Raw genomic sequence first — 16,402 nt, forward strand, 5'->3', positions numbered from 1 at the left:
CTGGAGGCGAAGATGACCGAGGTACTGATCGCGGGAGCCGGGCCGACCGGGCTCACGCTGGCCATCGACCTCGCGCGCCGCGGCGTCGGCGTGCGGATCGTGGAGAAGGCCGAGACGTTCTTCGAGGGCTCGCGCGGAGACGGCCTGCAACCGCGCACGCTGGAGGTCTTCGAGGACCTCGGCGTACTGGACGCGGTGCTGGCCGCCGGGCAGCCGCCGGTGCCGATGCGGATCCACCTTGGCGGTGAGGTCGTCGGCGAGCGGATGATGGCCGAACCCGGCGACCCGACCCCGGACGTGCCGTACCCGAACGGTCACTTCCTCGGCCAGTCGCGGACCGAAGGGATCCTGCGGGACCGGCTCGCCGAATTCGGCGTCCAGGTCGAGCTCGGCACGCCCCTGCTCGGTTTCGAGCAGGACGCCGACGGTGTGACGGCCGAGCTGCCCGGCGAGCGGGTGCGGGTCGGCCATCTCGTCGGCGCGGACGGCGGGAAGAGCTTCGTGCGCAAGGCGCTCGGGATCGCGTTCGAGGGCACCACCGACGAGTCGATCCGCATGCTGCTGGGTGACGTCCAGGCGGAGGGGCTCGATCGCGCGTATGGGCATTGGTTCGCGAAGCCCGAGGATCCGATGTCGGGGATCGTGCTCACGCCGCTGCCCGGGGTGCCGCACTTCCAGTTCGGCGCGCCGCTGGGCGAGGAGGAGGTCGAGGCGTCACTGGAGACGTTGCAGTCCCGGCTCGACGAGCTGTCCGGGGGCGGCGTCCGATTGCACGATCTCGCCTGGTCGACGGTGTGGCGGCCCAACATCCGGCTCGCCGCGCGGTTCCGGGACGGCCGCGTGTTCCTCGCCGGCGACGCGGCGCACGTCCATCCGCCGACCGGTGGCCAGGGCCTCAACACCGGCGTCCAGGACGCGTACAACCTGGGCTGGAAGCTCGCCGACGGTTCACCGGAGCTGCTCGACAGCTACGAGCCCGAGCGGCGCGGGGTCGCCGCGAGAGTGCTGAAGATCAGCACCGAAATCCTCGAGAAGTACAAGAACGGCTCGGAAGACGCGCACGAGCGCGGCGAGAACACGCGTCAGCTCGACATCGGGTATCGGGGCGGCCCGCTCGCACCCGCGTCGACCGGCCGGATCCGGCCCGGCGACCGCGCGCCGGACGCACCGCTGAAGGACGCGAACGGCAAGTCCGTCCGGCTGTTCGAGCTGCTGCGCGGACCGCAGGCGACCGTGCTGGTGTTCGGGGACGGCCCGGCTCCCGAAGGCGCGCGGCGGATCCTGCCCGCGGGCAGTGCACTGTCCGATGTGGACTTCGAGGACGTCGGCGGGCATGCCTTCGCGGCGTATGAAGCCGAAAACGGGCGGCAGGTGCTGATCCGCCCGGACGGCTACGTCCGCGAGATCACTGCCTGAGCGGCCTCGTCGACCTCCGCCCAGACGTCGCGCCACACGGCACGGACCTCGGCGCGGCGCAGCAGCTCCTTCTCCGCGACCCGGCCCGCGATGAAGGCGAGTTCGGTGTCGGTCGTGTCCAAGGCTCCTCGCATGCGATCGGCGGCGACGCAGGCGTCCTGATGGTCCCCGAGGACGGTCTGGAAGTTCTTCGTGGCCTTGATCAGCCGCTGGATCCGCTCCGCTTGCTTCTTCTTCGCGGCGGGCTTGGCCATCTCGGCGGCGTAGCGGAGTTTCTTGCCGTAGATGCGAAGCGCGTGAAGGTCATCGTCCGGGGGATCGGCGGGAAGCGCCTTCACGGCCTTCGCGAGCTTTCGATGCGGCTTCGCGAGACCGGCGACGAGATCCGCGGAGGTGGACTCGACGCCGAAAGCGGGTTCTTCAGCGTCGGGCTGCCGGGCGAGACGGCCGATGTCCTGCAACATCGAGGCATACCGCGGGCTGGCGAGCGCACGGGTGAGCCGCTGCTTCGCGCCGCCGCGTTCGGTGACGAACTTCGAGACCAGACGGCGCGCGGCGGGCTGGTCGCGCACCTCGAATTCGGCGACGACCTCGCGGAGATGACCGATCAGGACGTCGTAGTCGCGAACATCGCCGAGGGACTGGCCGAGCCAGCCGAGTTCCGCGCGCACCGGCTCGGCGTCCGGGCCGACGAGGCGGCCCGAGAGCTTGAGGACGCTCCGCATGCGACGCAGCGCGACCCGCATCTGGTGCAGGTCTTCGGGGTCGGCGCCGGATTTGGTGCCCGGTTCGTGCGCGAGGAGCGCGCGGACCTCGACGTCGAGTTTGACCCGGACGTGGGTGGCCGCCGGATCGTCCGGCCCGGCTTGCGCGGGGCGGTCACCGAGCCCGAGCGCGGCCGGTGTGGTCGAAGGGGCGTTCTTGCGCGGCGGGGCCTCGGCTGTCACAAGATGAATTCTAGGTGAACCGGCAAGGTGGTCCAGGCCGTGAGAGAGCAACGGTCCCTTGCTCTCTTTTGCCCCTGCCCCGGCCCCTGCCCCTGCCGATGCAATGAAAGGCTCTTTCCTTGCAAATTTCGCAAGGAAAGAGCCTTTCATTGCACACGTGACCGAGCGTCACCCAGCGAAACCCGGACGACAGCAAAGGTCCCTTGCTCTCTTTCCGCAGGTCAGTTGGCGTGCAGGGCCGCGTTCAGCTCGATGCCGACGCCGGTGCGCGCGACGACCTCGACGGCGCCGGTCCCGGAGTTCCGCCGGAACACCGCGCCCGAGATGCCGGACAGCTCCAGCGCCTTCACGACCTTGCCCTCGAAGGTGACCTTCGTGCCGGCCGTGACGTAGAGGCCCGCTTCGACGACCGAGTCGTCGCCGAGCGAGATGCCGATGCCGCCGTTCGCGCCGATTAGGCAGCGCTCGCCGATCGAGATGGTCTCCTTGCCACCGCCGGACAGCGTGCCCATGATCGACGCGCCGCCGCCGACGTCGGAGCCGTCGCCGACCACGACGCCGGCCGAGATCCGGCCTTCGACCATGGAGGCGCCGAGCGTGCCGGCGTTGAAGTTGATGAAGCCCTCGTGCATGACGGTGGTGCCGTTGGCCAGGTGCGCGCCGAGGCGGGCGCGGTCGGCGTCGGCGAGGCGGACGCCGGTCGGCATGACGTAGTCCACCATCCGCGGGAACTTGTCCACGCTGTAGACGGTGACGTTGCCGCGCGCCCGCAACCGCAGCCGGGTCGCCTCGAAGCCCTCGACGGGGCACGGCCCGTAGTTGGTCCACACGACGTTCGCCAGCAGGCCGAACATGCCGTCGAGGCTCGCGCCGTGCGGCCGGATCAGGCGGTGCGACAGCAGGTGAAGGCGCAGGTAGACGTCGTGCGTGTCGCCGGGGGCGTCGACGAGGCGGGCGATGGTCGTGCGGACCGCGACGACCTCGACACCGCGGTCGGTGTCCGGGCCGAGCTGGGCGGCGGCGGCCTCGCCGAGGGCCTCGGAGGCCTCTTCGGCGGTCAGCCGCACCGTGCCGGCCTTGCTGTCGGTGCCGTCGATCAGCTTCGGCAGCGGGAACCAGGTGTCCAGCACCGTGCCGTCGGTCGTGACGGTGGCCAGTCCGACGCCGGTGGCGCCGGTCGTTTCGGGATCAGGGGTCTGCTCGCTCACGTCCTGAACGGTAACCCAGTGACCCGTGTCAACCGCCGACGAGGCTCTTCACACTGGTCAGCGCCGTCGCCATGTCGGCGAGCGCCTGGCCGCACGGCCCGCCGGGAGCCGCTTGGTCCTGGCAGTTCGCGGTGCGGAACGCGGCGATCGGGCGATCGAGGACGTCGGCGTGCGACGACAGGTCCGGCCTGCGCTTGCGGACGGTGCCCGCGGCGCTGGAGAGTTCGGTGACGTACTTCTGGCAGCCCTTCGGCGACTCGGTCCCCGGCGCCAGATAGCACTGGTCGGTGGTCAGCGCCTTGAGTTTGATCGGCAGCACGTCCGGCCCGGTGCTCTGGGTCGGCCGGACCTTCACCGGGACTTCGCCCGATCCGCAGCCGCTGAGTACCAGGAGGAGGGCGACCAAGATCGTTCGCATGCGCACTCCTTCACGGTAGCCCCGGGCCCCCGGCGGTACGGTGCGGGCATGCCTTCGCTCGATCTGCACGCCGATCCCGTCGACCTCACCGCCGCGCTGGTGGACATCTTCAGTGTCTCGGAAGAGGAGAAGGTCATCGCGGACACCGTGCAGGCCGCGCTCCAGGCGCAGGCACCGCATCTCGAGGTGATCCGCAACGGTGACGCGGTCCTCGCGCGCACGAACCTCGGCCGCCCTTCGCGGGTGTTGCTGGCCGGGCATCTCGACACCGTTCCGGTCAACGACAACATGCCCGTGCGTCGTGAGGGGGCCGGTGACGACGAGATCCTGCACGGGCTGGGCACCGTCGACATGAAGAGCGGCGACGCCGTCTTCCTCCACCTCGCCGCCGCCCTCCGCGAGCCGAGGCACGACATCACCTTCGTGTTCTACGACTGCGAAGAGATCGATGCGGCGAAGAACGGCCTCGGCCGCATCGAGCGCGAACTGCCCGAGTGGTTGCAGGCCGACCTCGCGATCCTCGGCGAACCGTCGAACGGCGGGATCGAGGGCGGTTGCCAGGGCACGATGCGGATCGAGATCCGCGTCGAGGGCGTCCGGGCGCACACCGCGCGCGGCTGGATGGGCGTCAACGCGATCCACGGCCTCGCCGAACCGATGCGCAGGCTGGCCGAGTACACGCCGCGGGTGGTCGACATCGACGGTTTGACCTATCGCGAAGGCTTGCAGGCCACGAAGATCGGCGGCGGTGTCGCGGGCAACGTCGTACCGGACGAGGCCGTGCTCACGATCAACCACCGGTTCGCGCCCGACCGCTCGTCCGAGGAGGCCGAGGCGCACCTTCGCGACGTCTTCGAGGGCTACGACGTCAAGATTGTCGACTTGTCGCCAGGTGCCCTGCCCGGTCTGAGCGCCCCGGCGGCGGCCGAACTGGTCGCCGCGGCCGGGGGCAAGGCGGTCGCGAAGCTGGGCTGGACCGACGTCGCGCGCTTCGCGGCTCTCGGGATTCCGGCGGTCAACTTCGGACCGGGCGACCCGACGCTGGCGCACACCCGGCAGGAGAACGTCCGCGCGGGCGAGATCCGGCAGGTGACCGCGGTGTTGCGCGCGTTCCTCAGTTGATCAGGGCGAGCAACTCGTCGAGTGCCTGCTCCTGGCCGCCGTAGGTCAGGTGCGAGATGGCGAACATCGGGGCGACCACCCGGCTCCAGGCGTACAACCGGTCCCCGTCGAGCCCGCAGGCGGCCGCCACCGAACGGCAACGGGTCTCGACGCCTTCGTGCCCGGCGCCGCTCACCACGTAGTCGACGGCGTCGAAGCACGGATCACCCACGCACGCCTTCGGATCGATCGCGATCAGGCCGCGCGAGCCGCCGTCCAGGGCGTTGCCCAGATGCAGATCGCCGTGGAGCAACACGACGTCGGACTGGGTGTCCAGCAACGTCTCGCAGCGCTCGATCGCCCGCTGCCAAGTGTCCGGGCCGATCCTGGCGGCGATGGCCGGTTCGGTGATCCGCTTGCCGATCCGGGCGAAGGACTCCTCGAACCGGCCGCGCAGGCTCCACGGCCAGTCCGCGGGCGGGGCGACGGAATGCAGCGCGGTCAGCAAGTTTCCCCAAAGTCCCGGCAGGGTCGGCAGCGGCAGGTCCTCGGCCGGGGTGCCCGGCCGGATCTCTTCCAGCACCATCGCGCCGGCGTCCGCGTCGGCGGCCAGCACGGCGGGCACCCGGCCCGTCGGCGCGAACACCCGCAGCATTTCGAGCTGTTTGGTCAGCAGCGGGCCATCCGGGCTGAGTTTGAGCACCGCCGGTGTCCCGTCGGTCCAGCGGCAGCGCAGCACGACGGACGAGGCGCCGCTGTCGAAGATCTCGCCGGGCACGAAGCCCCATCGGGGCGCCAGCCGCTCGACGAGGGCCGGGACACCGGCGAGCCACCCTTCGGCGTCAGCGCCGAATCGGCTTACCAAGCGGGTGTTGAGATCTTCCAAGTCCACTTCGGTCACTTCGCGATGTCCTCTTCGGCGCCTAGCAGTAGTAGTCCACGCCGCAGCAGGTCTGCGGCCTCTTCGGTGCGTCCTTGGTCGAGAAGCAGCTCTCCCGCTTTGTCGACCGAAGCGGCCAAGACGCCGCGTGCGTCGCGGAGCGCGGCCACGTCGATGGCGCGCGCGAAGCCCGCTTCGGCTGCTTCGAGGTCTCCGCGGGCCAGGGCCAGCGAGCCTTGCTGGAACGTGAGTGACGCGGAGAGCGGCGAGTCCGCGGGGATGGCTTCGGTCGCTTCGGAGAGTAGCGCGGCGGCGTCGTCGAGACGACCGAGTTCGCGGCAGACGTCGGCGAGTTCCAGGGTGACGGCGTGATCGGGCGCGGCCGCCCTCGACGCGCGAAGGTCCGCGAGCGCGCCTTCGAGGTCGTCGGCACGACGGACCAGAGCCCGCGCGAACAGACACCGGGCCAGCACCGGCCGCAGGGCGCGCTCGTGGAGCAGATCGTGCAGCACCGACACGGCGGCGACGGCGTCGGCCACCCGTCCTTCAGCGAGGTAGGCCTCGGTCAACCGGCGCTGGTGGCCGGTGAGCTCGGCCAGGATCTCCTCGCCGCCGCGAGCCAGCCGCAGCGCCTCGCTCGCGTGCTGCGCGGCCTGAGTGGTCTCGCCGAGGCGGAGGTGTCCTTCGGCGAGGTACGCCCGCAGGGTCAGGAGGAGCAGCGGATGCGGATAGCCGTCGAGGCTCGCGTCGAGCGCGGTCCGGAGCAGGTGCATCGCGTGATGCGGCTCGCCCCGGCCGATCAGGACGTTCGCCCGCAGCGCGGCGGCCAGTTCGCGATAGGGCGGGATGTCGTCACCGAGAGCGGCTTCGGCGGCGGCGACCAATCGCGGCTGGGCGTCGCCTTCGGTGAACCGCGCGAGCCACAGCCAGGCGAGCCCGGCCTGGCGAGCACGGCCGATCTTCTCGGCCCGCCGAGCCAGCCGCCGCATCTTCGGAGCCGAGCCCTTCCCCGCGAGGAAGTCCGACGCGGCCGACGCGATGTCCAGATCGAGCCGGACGTCGTCACGCGGCGAGGTCACGCCGAGCAGTTCGCCGGTGTCCACCCCGAGCCGCGCGGCGAAATGGCGCAACGCGTCACCGGACGGCGTCCGCGCGCCCGTCTCGACGGACGAAACGTAGGCGGCGGTGTAGTGCGGCTCGGCGAGTTCACGCTGGGTGAGGCCACGTTCGGCGCGCAGCCGCCGCAACCGTCCGCCGACCTCGTCGTCCATGCCCGGGAACGATACGGGCGGGCGCGCCGAAAGGTTGCGCGCGCGGTCCCACAACCTCCCCAGGCGTCTGCTCGTACTCCTTGATGTGATGCAGCAGCAGACGCTCGGCCTGCACGGCTGCACGACGACCCGATCCCGAGCGGCGAATCGTGAGTTACGTCCTCAATCACGCGAGTTCCGCCTCTGATCACGCGAGTTCGCCGGTTCCGCACGGCGAGCCCGCGTGACCGAACTCGTAACTCGCGTGATCGGACGGCGAACTCGCGTGATTGAAGGCGTAACTCACGTGATCAGACGGACGACATGAGGGGTCAGCGGCCCTGCAACGACTTCACGTTCTGCCCGAAGGTCCAGTTCCGTGAACCGTCCCAGTTGAGCGACCAGGTCATCAGGCCCTTGAGCCCCGGAATGCTGCGGTACGCCTGGGAGACCAGGCTCGGCGACATGTAGCCGCCACCGGCGCCCGCCTGCGCGGGCAGGCCCGGAGCCTGCTTGTCATAGGGAACGCGGATCGTCTGGCCCTGGATCACCAGGCCCTTGTCGAGGCAGTTGGTCTGCGCGACGAAGCCCTGAACCGTGCCGGCCTGGTACGAATCGCCGGAGCAGCCGTACATGCTCCCGTTGTAGTACTGCATGTTCAGCCACCACAGCCTGCCGTTGTCCGCGTACTTCTTGATGATCGGCAGGTACGCGCCCCAGATCGAGCCGTAGACAACGCTGCCGCCGGTGACGTACGCGGTCTCGGGCGCCATGGTGAGCCCGAAGTTCGGCGGCATCGCGGCGAGCACGCCGTCGATGATGCGGATGAGGTTCTTCTGCGACGCGGAAAGCGTGGTGATGTTCCCGCTGCCGACGAGGCCGGTCTCGATGTCGATGTCGATTCCGTCGAAGTTGTACTTCTTCAGGATCGGCACGATGGTCGCGATGAATTTGTCCGCCACGGTTGCCGAGTTCAGGTCGATTCCCGCGGTGGCGCCGCCGATCGACATCAGGATCGTCGCGCCCGCGTCCTTGGCGGCGCACATTTCGGCCGGGGTCGCGACCTTCACAGTCGCGTCCATCCCGTCCTCCCATTTGGCCGTTCCGTCGGACAGGATGACCGGAAAGGCGGCGTTGAGCACGTTGTATCCGTTGGCCTTGATGCGGGCGTCGGTGATCGGGATCCAGCCGAGCGGCGGGTGGACGCCGTTCGAAGCGCCGTCCCAGTTCTCCCAATAGCCTTGCAGGACCTTGCCCGCCGGCTTCGATTTGACCGCGCAGACCTCGGCGTCCACCGAGGCCTGCGCCGGGGTCAGGACGACGAGCGTGGTGACGGCGAGTACCGCCGCGCCGGTGATTGCGAGCAGCCGTGAGACGCGACCGAACATACCCAGCTCCCATCTCGAAAGCGGTTTGAACGAACAGGAAGCGGCCGTTCGGCTCAACATAGGTCGCCGCGCACGAGTGGCGCTACCGACGATCGGGTGGTCTAGACCAGATATCGAAAAGTTGTCCGTGAATCCCTCTCACGCACGAAGGCCATCCCACGAGGCCGGGTGTCCTCGTGAGATGGCCTTCGCCATTCGGATGGTCAGACGGTGATGGTCCAGCTGTCGAGCGTGCCGGTGTCCTGCGCGTAGGCGTCGTAAAGCACGAGCGTCCAAGTGCCGGAAGCGGCTTCGTTGGTCACCGGCACCGAGTACGTCCTGGTACCGAGATCGGTGCAGGGCAGGGAACCGGTGGCCTTGACCGAATACGTGCTGCCGTCGGGGGCCTTCAGGCTGATCCGGAGGTCCTCGGAGCAGGTGTGCGTTCCGGTGATCGACACCTTGACCGGCGAGGTCGCCGTACCCGTCGCGCTGGACGTGATCGGGCTGTTGACCGTCGCGTAGTCGTTCAGCGCGAAGTCGGTGCCGTTGGTGAACGTGCGCACGCTGACGTCGCCGACGGTGAGCGTGTACTGTGCCGTGCGGTCCACCGAGGTCCCGTCACCGGTCACCGTGATCGTGCTGGTGCCGTTGGGAGTGCTCGCCGACGTCGCGATGGTGAGTGTCGAGGAACCGCCCGACTGCACCGAAGCGGGGTTGAACGTCGCGGTCGCCCCGGCGGGAAGACCGCTGGCGCTCAGCGAAACCGCTTGCGCCGCACCGGAAGTCGTCGTGGTGTTGACCGTGACGGTCGCCGACTGTCCTGCTTGGACGGTGCCGGAGGCAGGCGAAAGACCGATCGAGAAGTCGGGGCCCGTCGACGTGCCGACGGCGAGCTTCCAGACCGCGTAGCCGATCGCGTCGCCGTTCTTCTCCAGCGGGGTGTCCGGGATGTTGGACAGCGTGTCGCAGGCTCGGTGGTAGCAGCTGTCGAACGCCCTTCCGGCGGTGCCGCCCCACTTCTGTTGCTGCGCGGCGCTCTTCGTGTATCCGGCACCGGTCGCGAGACCGCCGACCGGGATACCCGCGCTCTTGAACGACGCGTGGTCCGAGCGGCCGTCGCCCTCGGTGTCACCCTCGGTCTGGATGCCGATCGTCCTGAAGTACTCGTCGAACACGGCCTTGACCGAAGCGATGTCGTCATAGACGAAGTAGCCCCAGTTGTCGGAGCCGATCATGTCGAAGTTCAGGTAGGTCTTGATCTTCGTGCGCTCGGTCTGCGGCAGGCTGTTGACGTAGAACTTCGAGCCGCGCAGGCCGGACTCCTCGTCGGCCCACCAGCCGAAGCGGACCCGCTTGGCCATGGTGGGGTTTTCGCGGGCCAAGGTCAGCGCGACTTCGAGGATCGAAGCCGAACCCGAGCCGTTGTCGTTGATACCCGGGCCCGCGCTCACGCTGTCGAGGTGCGCGCCGAGCATGATGACCTGATTGGCGTCACCCTGCGGCCATTCCGCGATGATGTTCTGGTTCGAACCCGCGCAGCTCGTGCAGGACTGCAAGGTGACGTTGTAGCCGGCGTCGCGCAGCTTCTGTGCCACATAGGACACCGACGCCGGATAGCCCGGTCGCCCGGAGGCGCGGTTGCCGCCGTTCTGGTTGGCGATCGTCTGCAACGCGCTCAGATGCGCCTTGACGTTGGCGAGCGAGATGTCCGGTGCGGCGGCGGCCGTGACCGCCTGCGCGGGCGCCGTGACGACACCCAGTACGGCGGCCATGCCGACGACGGCCGCTCCTAATCGCTTTCCCCACTTCATGCCGGGGTATTCCTTTCTCGGGCGGGCCGTGAAGGCCTCCTTCCCTACTCTCAAGGTAGGCAAGGAGGCCTTCACAGAACGGGGAGCTAGACGGTGATCGACCAGCTGCTGAGCGTGCCGGTGTCCTGCGCGTAGGCGTCGTAGACCACGAGGGTCCAAGTGCCCGCCGCGACTTCGTTGGTCACGTTGACCGAGTAGTTCCGGGTGCCCAGATCGGTGCAGGGCAGGGAACCGGTGGCCTTGACCGAATACGTGCTGCCGTCGGGGGCCTTCAGGCTGATGCGAAGGTCCTCGGAGCAGGTGTGCGTCCCGGTGACCGTCACCTTCACCGGCGACACCGCGTTGCCGGTCGCGGTCGAGGTGATCGGGCTGTTCACCGTGGCGTAGTCGTTCAGCGCGTAGTCGGTGTCGTTGCTGTAGGTCCGCACGTCACCGCCGGTGCCGACGGTCAGCTTGTACTGCGCGGTGCGCGCGCCGCTGGTCCCGGTACCGGTCACCGTGATGGTGCTGGTGCCGTCAGGGGTGCTCGCCGACGTCGCGATGGTGAGCGTCGAGGAGGCGCCGGATTGCACCGAGGCCGGGTCGAACGTCGCGGTCGCGCCCGTGGGGAGGCCGCTCGCGCTCAGCGAAACCGACTGTGCCGCACCGTTGGTGGTCGCGGTGTTCACCGCGACCGTCGCCGACTCGCCCGGCTTGACGGAACCCGCCGCCGGGGTGACGCCGACCGAGAAGTCGTCGCCCTGCGGGGTGCACGAGGCGGGCTCGCCGGTCGCCGCGGTGACGCTGATCGCGTTCCACGCCGCCTTGGTGGTGTTGAACTCGGTGCAGGAACCCGGGTACAGCGCGAGCGCCGCTTCCAGGGTGGCCTTGCGGGCAGCCTTGTGGTTCCAGCTGGAGGTCTTCTTCAGCAGGCCGTTGTAGAAGATCTTGCCGGCCTTCTGGATGCCGATCCCGGTGATCGAGGTGTTGTTGCAGGTCGGGCTGGCGGGCTTGCCCACCGGCGCGGTGCCCTCGGCGAGCAGGTAGAACCAGTGGTTCTGCGGGCCGGCGGCGGCGTGCACCTCGGTGTTCGGGATGGACGAGGAGTAGCAGTCGGGGTTGCCGGAGATCCTGCTCGGCTGGTTCATGTAGCGGATCGGCCCGCGGCCGACCAGGTTCACGCCCTCGCCGACGTCGTAGTCCGGGACGTCCTTGGCGTTGTTGGCGTAGTGCTCGGTGATGGCACCGAAGATGTCACCGGTGGACTCGTTGAGGCCGCCGTTCTCGTTGCCGCTGCCCGCGCCACCCGGCGTGGTCTGGAAGATGGCGTGGCCGTACTCGTGCGCGACGACGTCCATCGGGGTGGCCTGGCGCTGGCTGTCCGACGAGCGGCCGTAGGTGGTCGAGGAGCCGTTCCAGTAGGCGTTGGCCTGGTTGAGGCCGACGTAGGCGGGGAAGCCGCCGCCGTTGCCGTTGATGCCGTTGCGGCCGAGCCATTCGCCCAGCATCTTCCACTCGGTCTGGACGCCGAAGAGGGCGTCGACACAGGCGGTTTCCAGGTCGGTGCCGGAGCCGTTGCCCCAGTTGTCGTCCGGTCCGCTGAAGGGCGAGCCGTTCTGGCGGGCACAGCTGATGTTGGTGCGTTGCGGGTCACGCATCGTGTACGTGCCGCCGGAGTTCGTCGTGTCGATGGTGACGTTGCCGGCGTAGTAGCTGTTCCCGGCGCCCAGCGTGCTGACGTCGTTCGACGTGGTCTTCGCCGCGGCCGGGAAGTTGGACATCTTGACGTCGTCACGGGTCTCGAGAACCGCGCCGGTGGCGCCATCCACGAACACGTGCAGGTTGCTCGGGGTCGTCGCCTTGGTCCCGGCGACGACGACCTCGTAGGCGAGCTTGGGCGAGTTCCCCGCCAGCACGACGAGCTTCGGCGCGACGACACTGTCTACTTTGGACAGCTGTCCGCGCGCGACCTCGGTCGCCTTCGCCGCGGTGATCTTGGCCTTGGTGTCGACCGAGATCGCGGCCGTCTCGGCGGCGCTGGTGCCGCGGACGCGTCCGGCGCCGTCGGCGACCACCACCGCGTCCCCGCCGACCACCGGCAGGCCACGGTAGGTTCGTTCGTAAGCGGCGTAGAAGAGTCCGCCGCCACCCGGGGTCAGCCCGACGCGACGGAAGCCTTCCTGTGCCCCCTTCCGCAAGTGGTCCACACCGGCCGCGGCGGCCTGGTCGGCCGCGCTCGCGGCCACGGCGTCGGGGCTCGCGGGTTGAAGGGTGGCGGTGGTCGCGTTCGCCGGGGTCACCGGGAACGTCATGCTCAGGGCAAGGCCGGCGACAGCCGCCAACCCTGTTCTGAGCCCTCGCTGAACGGTCATGGGAAACCTTCCATGGGCAGGACCGGGTACCCGTCAGGCCCTTGGCGCGGCGGGGAATGGGACCGGAGCGGTACACGGCGGGGGACGGGGAGCGTGCCCATTCGGATAACTGGAGTTATCCCGATGGACACGTCCGAGTAAAGGAGGCCGGTCACGAGGGCGTCAATGGGCCGGATGGCCTAGCGGAGCGCGTGAAGATCGACATGCAGGGAATGAAATGCCTGTGTAGTAAGAGTTTTCCCGCCATATGCGATATATGGCGACTTTCGTATGGTTTTCAGCCGGTCGGCCCGGAATCGGACATAGCGGCCGCGCGCACGCCACGCCGATAGGCCTCCGCCGCCTCTTCGATTAATCCGCGAGCGCGCAATGTGTCGCCCAAATGCAGTGAGGTGGCGACGAGCGCGCCACGCAGTTCCGACTTTTCCTGTGCGGTGGCGGCTTCTTCGAGCAACGCGGTCGCCTCCGGCAGATCGCCGCGGGCGCGTGCGATGAGTCCCAGTAGCCGGAGAACCTCCGCCCTGGCTTCGATGTCGGGGGATCGATCCAGAAGCGGCCGGATTCCCTCGGCGAGTTCGGTGGCCTCGTCGAGTTCCCCTTGGCGGCGGCGGACGTCGGCGAGTTCGATGGTCGCGCCGAGTACGCCTTCCCGTGAACCTGCCTTGGCCAAGAGATCGCGTGCAAGTTGCAATTCGGCGTGTGCTTCGTCGAGTTTGCCCAGCCGTCGCCACAGGAAGCCGCGTGCCCATCGGCTCCGGGCGGCGTCACGGTCGTAGCCGAGGGAAGTGAACAGCCGCAGCGCCCGCGAAAGATCCTTTTCCGCGCGGTCGACCAGGCCGATCTCCTGCCACAGTTGGGCCGCCTGCCGGTGGTAGCGCGCGGAGATGTCCTTGCGCCGGGCGGAAGCGAGCGCGCGATGCCCTTCTTCGGCGGCCCGCCGGGCGCGGCGGAGCGCGCCCATTTCGATGAGCGGATGGATCAGCGCGGTCACCAGTGCCAGTTCGGCGTCGGGATCGACGGGTTCCTCGGCGCGGAGTGCGGCGAGCGCGGTTTCGGCGAGCGCGACCGACGCGCCAAGATCCCCCGACAGCGCGCGGCAGGCGGCGACCCGGTTGACGATCATCGCGCGCAGCCGGGGCGACGCGGTGCCGGCGAGTTCCATGGCGTGGGCGAAACCCTTGTCCGCCAAGGGAATGTCATAGCGCTGCCACTGCACTTCGCCGAGATAGAACCGGGCGTGGCACTGAACGTCCGGCAGCCGGTACTCCGCCGCTCGCCGTTCCACACGGGTGAATTCGCGTTCGGCGGCTTCGAGTCCGCCTTTCTGCAACTCGCGATATGCGGTTTCGAGCGCGTCGGTGAGTTCCTCGGCGGCGCCCGGCGGCCTGCCGAAGCGGAGTTCGTCCGCGGTGAGGCCGAGGCGTCGCGCGAGATGGGTCAGTACGTCGTCCGAGGGCAGGCGCCCGCCCGACTCGACCTTGGCGAGGAAGCCGCGGTTGTAGCGGGGTTCGGCGAGCTCACGCTGAGTCAGCCCGCGTGCCCGGCGCAACCGCCGGATCCGCGCGCCGAGTGGTTCTGCCCTGGACGGCATCGATCCACGGTAGACGATTTCCCGGCGGGGATCCGGCTGAGCTGGACGGATACCCGCCAACAGCGTTCGGATCCGGTGAGTTCCTCCCGGCGAAACGGACATATTGACTGGTGGTGTTCCGGACGCTAGCGTCCTGCGTCATAAAAAGGAAAGTTTCTTAACTAATTCTGGAGCGGGGCGCCGATGATGGTGAGTTCCTGGTCCCGGGCGGTGGCCGCGGTTTCGGCACTGGTCCTCGGGGGTTTGACGGTTCCGGCGGTTTCGGCCGCGGCGGCGGTACAAGGTGAGGTCCGGGTCGACCAGGTCGGCTACGGCATCACCGAGACCAAGCACGCCTATCTCCTGTCCAGCGCGCCGGGTTCGTTCGCGGTGATCGACGAACGCGGCCGGACCGTCCATCGTGGACGGACCGGTGCCTCGCTCGGCGCGTGGAACGCGAAGTACCCGGCGGTGTACCAGCTCGACCTGTCGAGGGTCTGGCTGCCGGGCAAGTACCGGATCGAGGTCAGCGGCGAGACCAAGGCGACCTCGCCGACGTTCCGGGTGGACACCAAGAACCGGCTCTTCACCCCGCTGGTCCGTGCCACCAACGAGTTCTTCCAGGCGCAGCGCGACGGCGACGACATCATCCCCGGCCGTCTCGACCGCAAACCCTCGCATCTCGCCGACAAGCAGGCCACGGTTTACGAATGGCCCGCGTTCGGCGGCGAATTCGGCGACGAGATCACCGAACCGCTGAAGCCGGCAGGCGGGCCGATCGACGTCGAGGGCGGCTGGGTCGACGCGGGCGACTTCGTCAAGTTCACCTCGAACACGGCGTACTCGCTGGCGGAGCTGGGTTACGTGCTCCGCGAGGGTCACGACCCGGCGCTGGCCAAGGAGGTCAAGCTCGGCCTCGACTGGCTCGACAAGATGTGGGACGAAAAGAGCAAGACGCTCTACGCCCAGGTCGGGATCGGGACGGGGAGCGACAAGTTCGGCTTCCTCGGCGACCACGACGTCTGGCGGAACCCGCACGACGACGACCCGCTCGACGTGAAACCCGGTGACCCCAAGTACTTCGTCAAGCACCGGCCGGTCTTCCCGGCGAACCCCGGCGGATCCGGGCTCAGCCCGAACCTCGCCGGCCGTGTCGCCGCCGCCTTCGCACTCGGTGCCCAGGTCGAGGCGAGGCGGAACCCTGCGCTGGCAAGGGAATACCTCGCCGAGGCCTCGTCGGTCTTCGCGCAGGCCAAGACCGAGAACGTCGGCGAACTGGTCACCGCGTTCCCGCACGCGTACTACCCGGAGTCGTCCTGGCGGGACGACATGGAACTCGGCGCGACGCAGCTGGCCCTGGCGGCCAAGGCCCTGCGTGACCCGCGTTCGGCCGACTGGACGCGGCAGGCGGCGCACTGGGCGAAGGCGTACATCGACCTCGAAGAGAAGAGCACGCTCAACCTGTACGACACCAGCGCGCTGGCGCACGCCGAACTGGCGAAGCTCCTGCGGCACGGCGTCCCGGGTGCCGCGCTCGGTCCGAAGGAACTGATCGGCGACCTCCGCCGTCAGCTCGACGAGGGCGTCGCGAGCGCGGCTCAAAGTCCTTTCCGGACCGCCGTCTCGGTGAAGGAATTCGACGCGGCCAGCAAGAGCTTCGGGTTCGCCGCGACCGAGCGGCTGTACGCGGACCTGACCGGTGACCGCCGGTACGCGGCGTTCGGTTCGCAGCAGCGGAACTTCACCCTCGGCGCGAACGCGTGGGGCATCTCGCTGGTCGTCGGCGTCGGCACCACGTACCCGCGGTGCCCGCACCACCAGGCGGCGAACCTCGCCGGCGAGGAGAAACTGCTCTACGGCGCTGTCGTGAACGGCCCCAACGGAGCGGAGAACTTCGAGCACATGGAGCTCCCGCCCGGTTCGAAGGACTGCAGGAAGCCCTTCGAAGCCTTCGACACCCCCGAGGCCCGCTACGCCGACGACCTCGCGTCGTGGCCGAGCAACGAGCCCGCCATCGACTTCACCTCGACGGCCATGCTCGCGTTCGCGCTGACCGGACGTTCCTGAGGCGTGATCGCGG

The 16,402-nt window shown here is 68.9% G+C and carries 12 protein-coding genes; 3 read left to right on the forward strand and 9 right to left on the reverse strand.

The window, feature by feature from the left end; translation table 11 throughout:
* The first annotated feature begins 12 nt into the window (after positions 1-12).
* Positions 13-1,416 carry an FAD-dependent monooxygenase gene (locus ACLJO0_RS10675; RefSeq protein ID WP_410577906.1) on the forward strand — a complete coding sequence of 468 codons (1,404 nt, stop codon included), beginning with the start codon at positions 13-15 and terminating at the stop codon, positions 1,414-1,416.
* Here the strand turns inward: ACLJO0_RS10675 and ACLJO0_RS10680 are convergent.
* The 3 genes from ACLJO0_RS10680 to ACLJO0_RS10690 form a co-directional block, all read right to left on the reverse strand.
* Positions 1,392-2,363, reverse strand: coding sequence for a CHAD domain-containing protein (locus tag ACLJO0_RS10680; protein ID WP_410577908.1), 972 nt, complete (start codon positions 2,361-2,363; stop codon positions 1,392-1,394). The two genes, ACLJO0_RS10675 and ACLJO0_RS10680, sit on opposite strands and share 25 nt — an antisense overlap.
* A 221-nt stretch (positions 2,364-2,584) precedes the next feature.
* Positions 2,585-3,571, reverse strand: a complete 987-nt coding sequence (dapD, locus tag ACLJO0_RS10685; protein WP_410577909.1) for a 2,3,4,5-tetrahydropyridine-2,6-dicarboxylate N-succinyltransferase — start codon at positions 3,569-3,571, stop codon at positions 2,585-2,587.
* Between the two features lie 28 nt (positions 3,572-3,599).
* Positions 3,600-3,989 carry a hypothetical protein gene (locus tag ACLJO0_RS10690; protein ID WP_233611809.1) on the reverse strand — a complete coding sequence of 130 codons (390 nt, stop codon included), beginning with the start codon at positions 3,987-3,989 and terminating at the stop codon, positions 3,600-3,602.
* A gap of 48 nt (positions 3,990-4,037) precedes the next feature.
* On the opposite strand from ACLJO0_RS10690, the gene dapE reads away from it, so the two are divergent.
* Entirely contained in the window at positions 4,038-5,111 is a 1,074-nt protein-coding gene (gene dapE, locus ACLJO0_RS10695) for a succinyl-diaminopimelate desuccinylase (RefSeq protein ID WP_410577911.1), read from the forward strand.
* On the opposite strand, the gene ACLJO0_RS10700 is transcribed toward dapE, so the two are convergent.
* The 6 genes from ACLJO0_RS10700 to ACLJO0_RS10725 all read right to left on the reverse strand — a co-directional run bounded on the left by ACLJO0_RS10700 (position 5,104) and on the right by ACLJO0_RS10725 (position 14,343).
* Positions 5,104-5,991, reverse strand: coding sequence for an aminoglycoside phosphotransferase family protein (locus tag ACLJO0_RS10700; RefSeq protein WP_410577913.1), 888 nt, complete (start codon positions 5,989-5,991; stop codon positions 5,104-5,106). The two genes, dapE and ACLJO0_RS10700, sit on opposite strands and share 8 nt — an antisense overlap.
* A complete protein-coding gene (locus ACLJO0_RS10705; protein WP_410577914.1) occupies positions 5,988-7,241 on the reverse strand; it encodes a helix-turn-helix domain-containing protein in 1,254 nt (417 codons plus the stop codon). The genes ACLJO0_RS10700 and ACLJO0_RS10705 overlap by 4 nt, the downstream gene beginning before the upstream one ends.
* Positions 7,242-7,552: 311 nt before the next feature.
* On the reverse strand, positions 7,553-8,608 hold the full coding sequence (locus ACLJO0_RS10710) for a chitinase (protein ID WP_125780845.1): 1,056 nt from the start codon (positions 8,606-8,608) through the stop codon (positions 7,553-7,555).
* A gap of 203 nt (positions 8,609-8,811) precedes the next feature.
* Complete coding sequence (locus ACLJO0_RS10715) at positions 8,812-10,401, reverse strand: M28 family peptidase (protein WP_410577917.1); 1,590 nt, start codon at positions 10,399-10,401, stop codon at positions 8,812-8,814.
* A gap of 86 nt (positions 10,402-10,487) precedes the next feature.
* Positions 10,488-12,752, reverse strand: a complete 2,265-nt coding sequence (locus ACLJO0_RS10720) for a M4 family metallopeptidase (protein ID WP_410577919.1) — start codon at positions 12,750-12,752, stop codon at positions 10,488-10,490.
* A 277-nt stretch (positions 12,753-13,029) separates the two neighbouring features.
* Complete coding sequence (locus ACLJO0_RS10725; RefSeq protein ID WP_410577921.1) at positions 13,030-14,343, reverse strand: tetratricopeptide repeat protein; 1,314 nt, start codon at positions 14,341-14,343, stop codon at positions 13,030-13,032.
* Positions 14,344-14,526: 183 nt separating this feature from the next.
* On the opposite strand from ACLJO0_RS10725, the gene ACLJO0_RS10730 reads away from it, so the two are divergent.
* Positions 14,527-16,389, forward strand: coding sequence for a glycoside hydrolase family 9 protein (locus tag ACLJO0_RS10730; protein ID WP_410577923.1), 1,863 nt, complete (start codon positions 14,527-14,529; stop codon positions 16,387-16,389).
* Positions 16,390-16,402 lie beyond the last annotated feature (13 nt).

Source organism: Amycolatopsis sp. lyj-108 (genome assembly GCF_046549005.1).
Lineage (GTDB): Bacteria > Actinomycetota > Actinomycetes > Mycobacteriales > Pseudonocardiaceae > Amycolatopsis.

Bases quoted from the DNA above. Each gene is read 5' to 3' on its own strand.
- ACLJO0_RS10675 (WP_410577906.1), top strand. From the start codon at position 13: ATGACCGAGGTACTGATCGCGGGAGCCGGGCCGACCGGGCTCACGCTG.
- ACLJO0_RS10690 (WP_233611809.1), bottom strand. From the start codon at position 3,989: ATGCGAACGATCTTGGTCGCCCTCCTCCTGGTACTCAGCGGCTGCGGA.
- dapE (WP_410577911.1), top strand. From the start codon at position 4,038: ATGCCTTCGCTCGATCTGCACGCCGATCCCGTCGACCTCACCGCCGCG.
- ACLJO0_RS10705 (WP_410577914.1), bottom strand. From the start codon at position 7,241: ATGGACGACGAGGTCGGCGGACGGTTGCGGCGGCTGCGCGCCGAACGT.
- ACLJO0_RS10710 (WP_125780845.1), bottom strand. From the start codon at position 8,608: ATGTTCGGTCGCGTCTCACGGCTGCTCGCAATCACCGGCGCGGCGGTA.
- ACLJO0_RS10715 (WP_410577917.1), bottom strand. From the start codon at position 10,401: ATGAAGTGGGGAAAGCGATTAGGAGCGGCCGTCGTCGGCATGGCCGCC.
- ACLJO0_RS10720 (WP_410577919.1), bottom strand. From the start codon at position 12,752: ATGACCGTTCAGCGAGGGCTCAGAACAGGGTTGGCGGCTGTCGCCGGC.
- ACLJO0_RS10725 (WP_410577921.1), bottom strand. From the start codon at position 14,343: ATGCCGTCCAGGGCAGAACCACTCGGCGCGCGGATCCGGCGGTTGCGC.
- ACLJO0_RS10730 (WP_410577923.1), top strand. From the start codon at position 14,527: ATGATGGTGAGTTCCTGGTCCCGGGCGGTGGCCGCGGTTTCGGCACTG.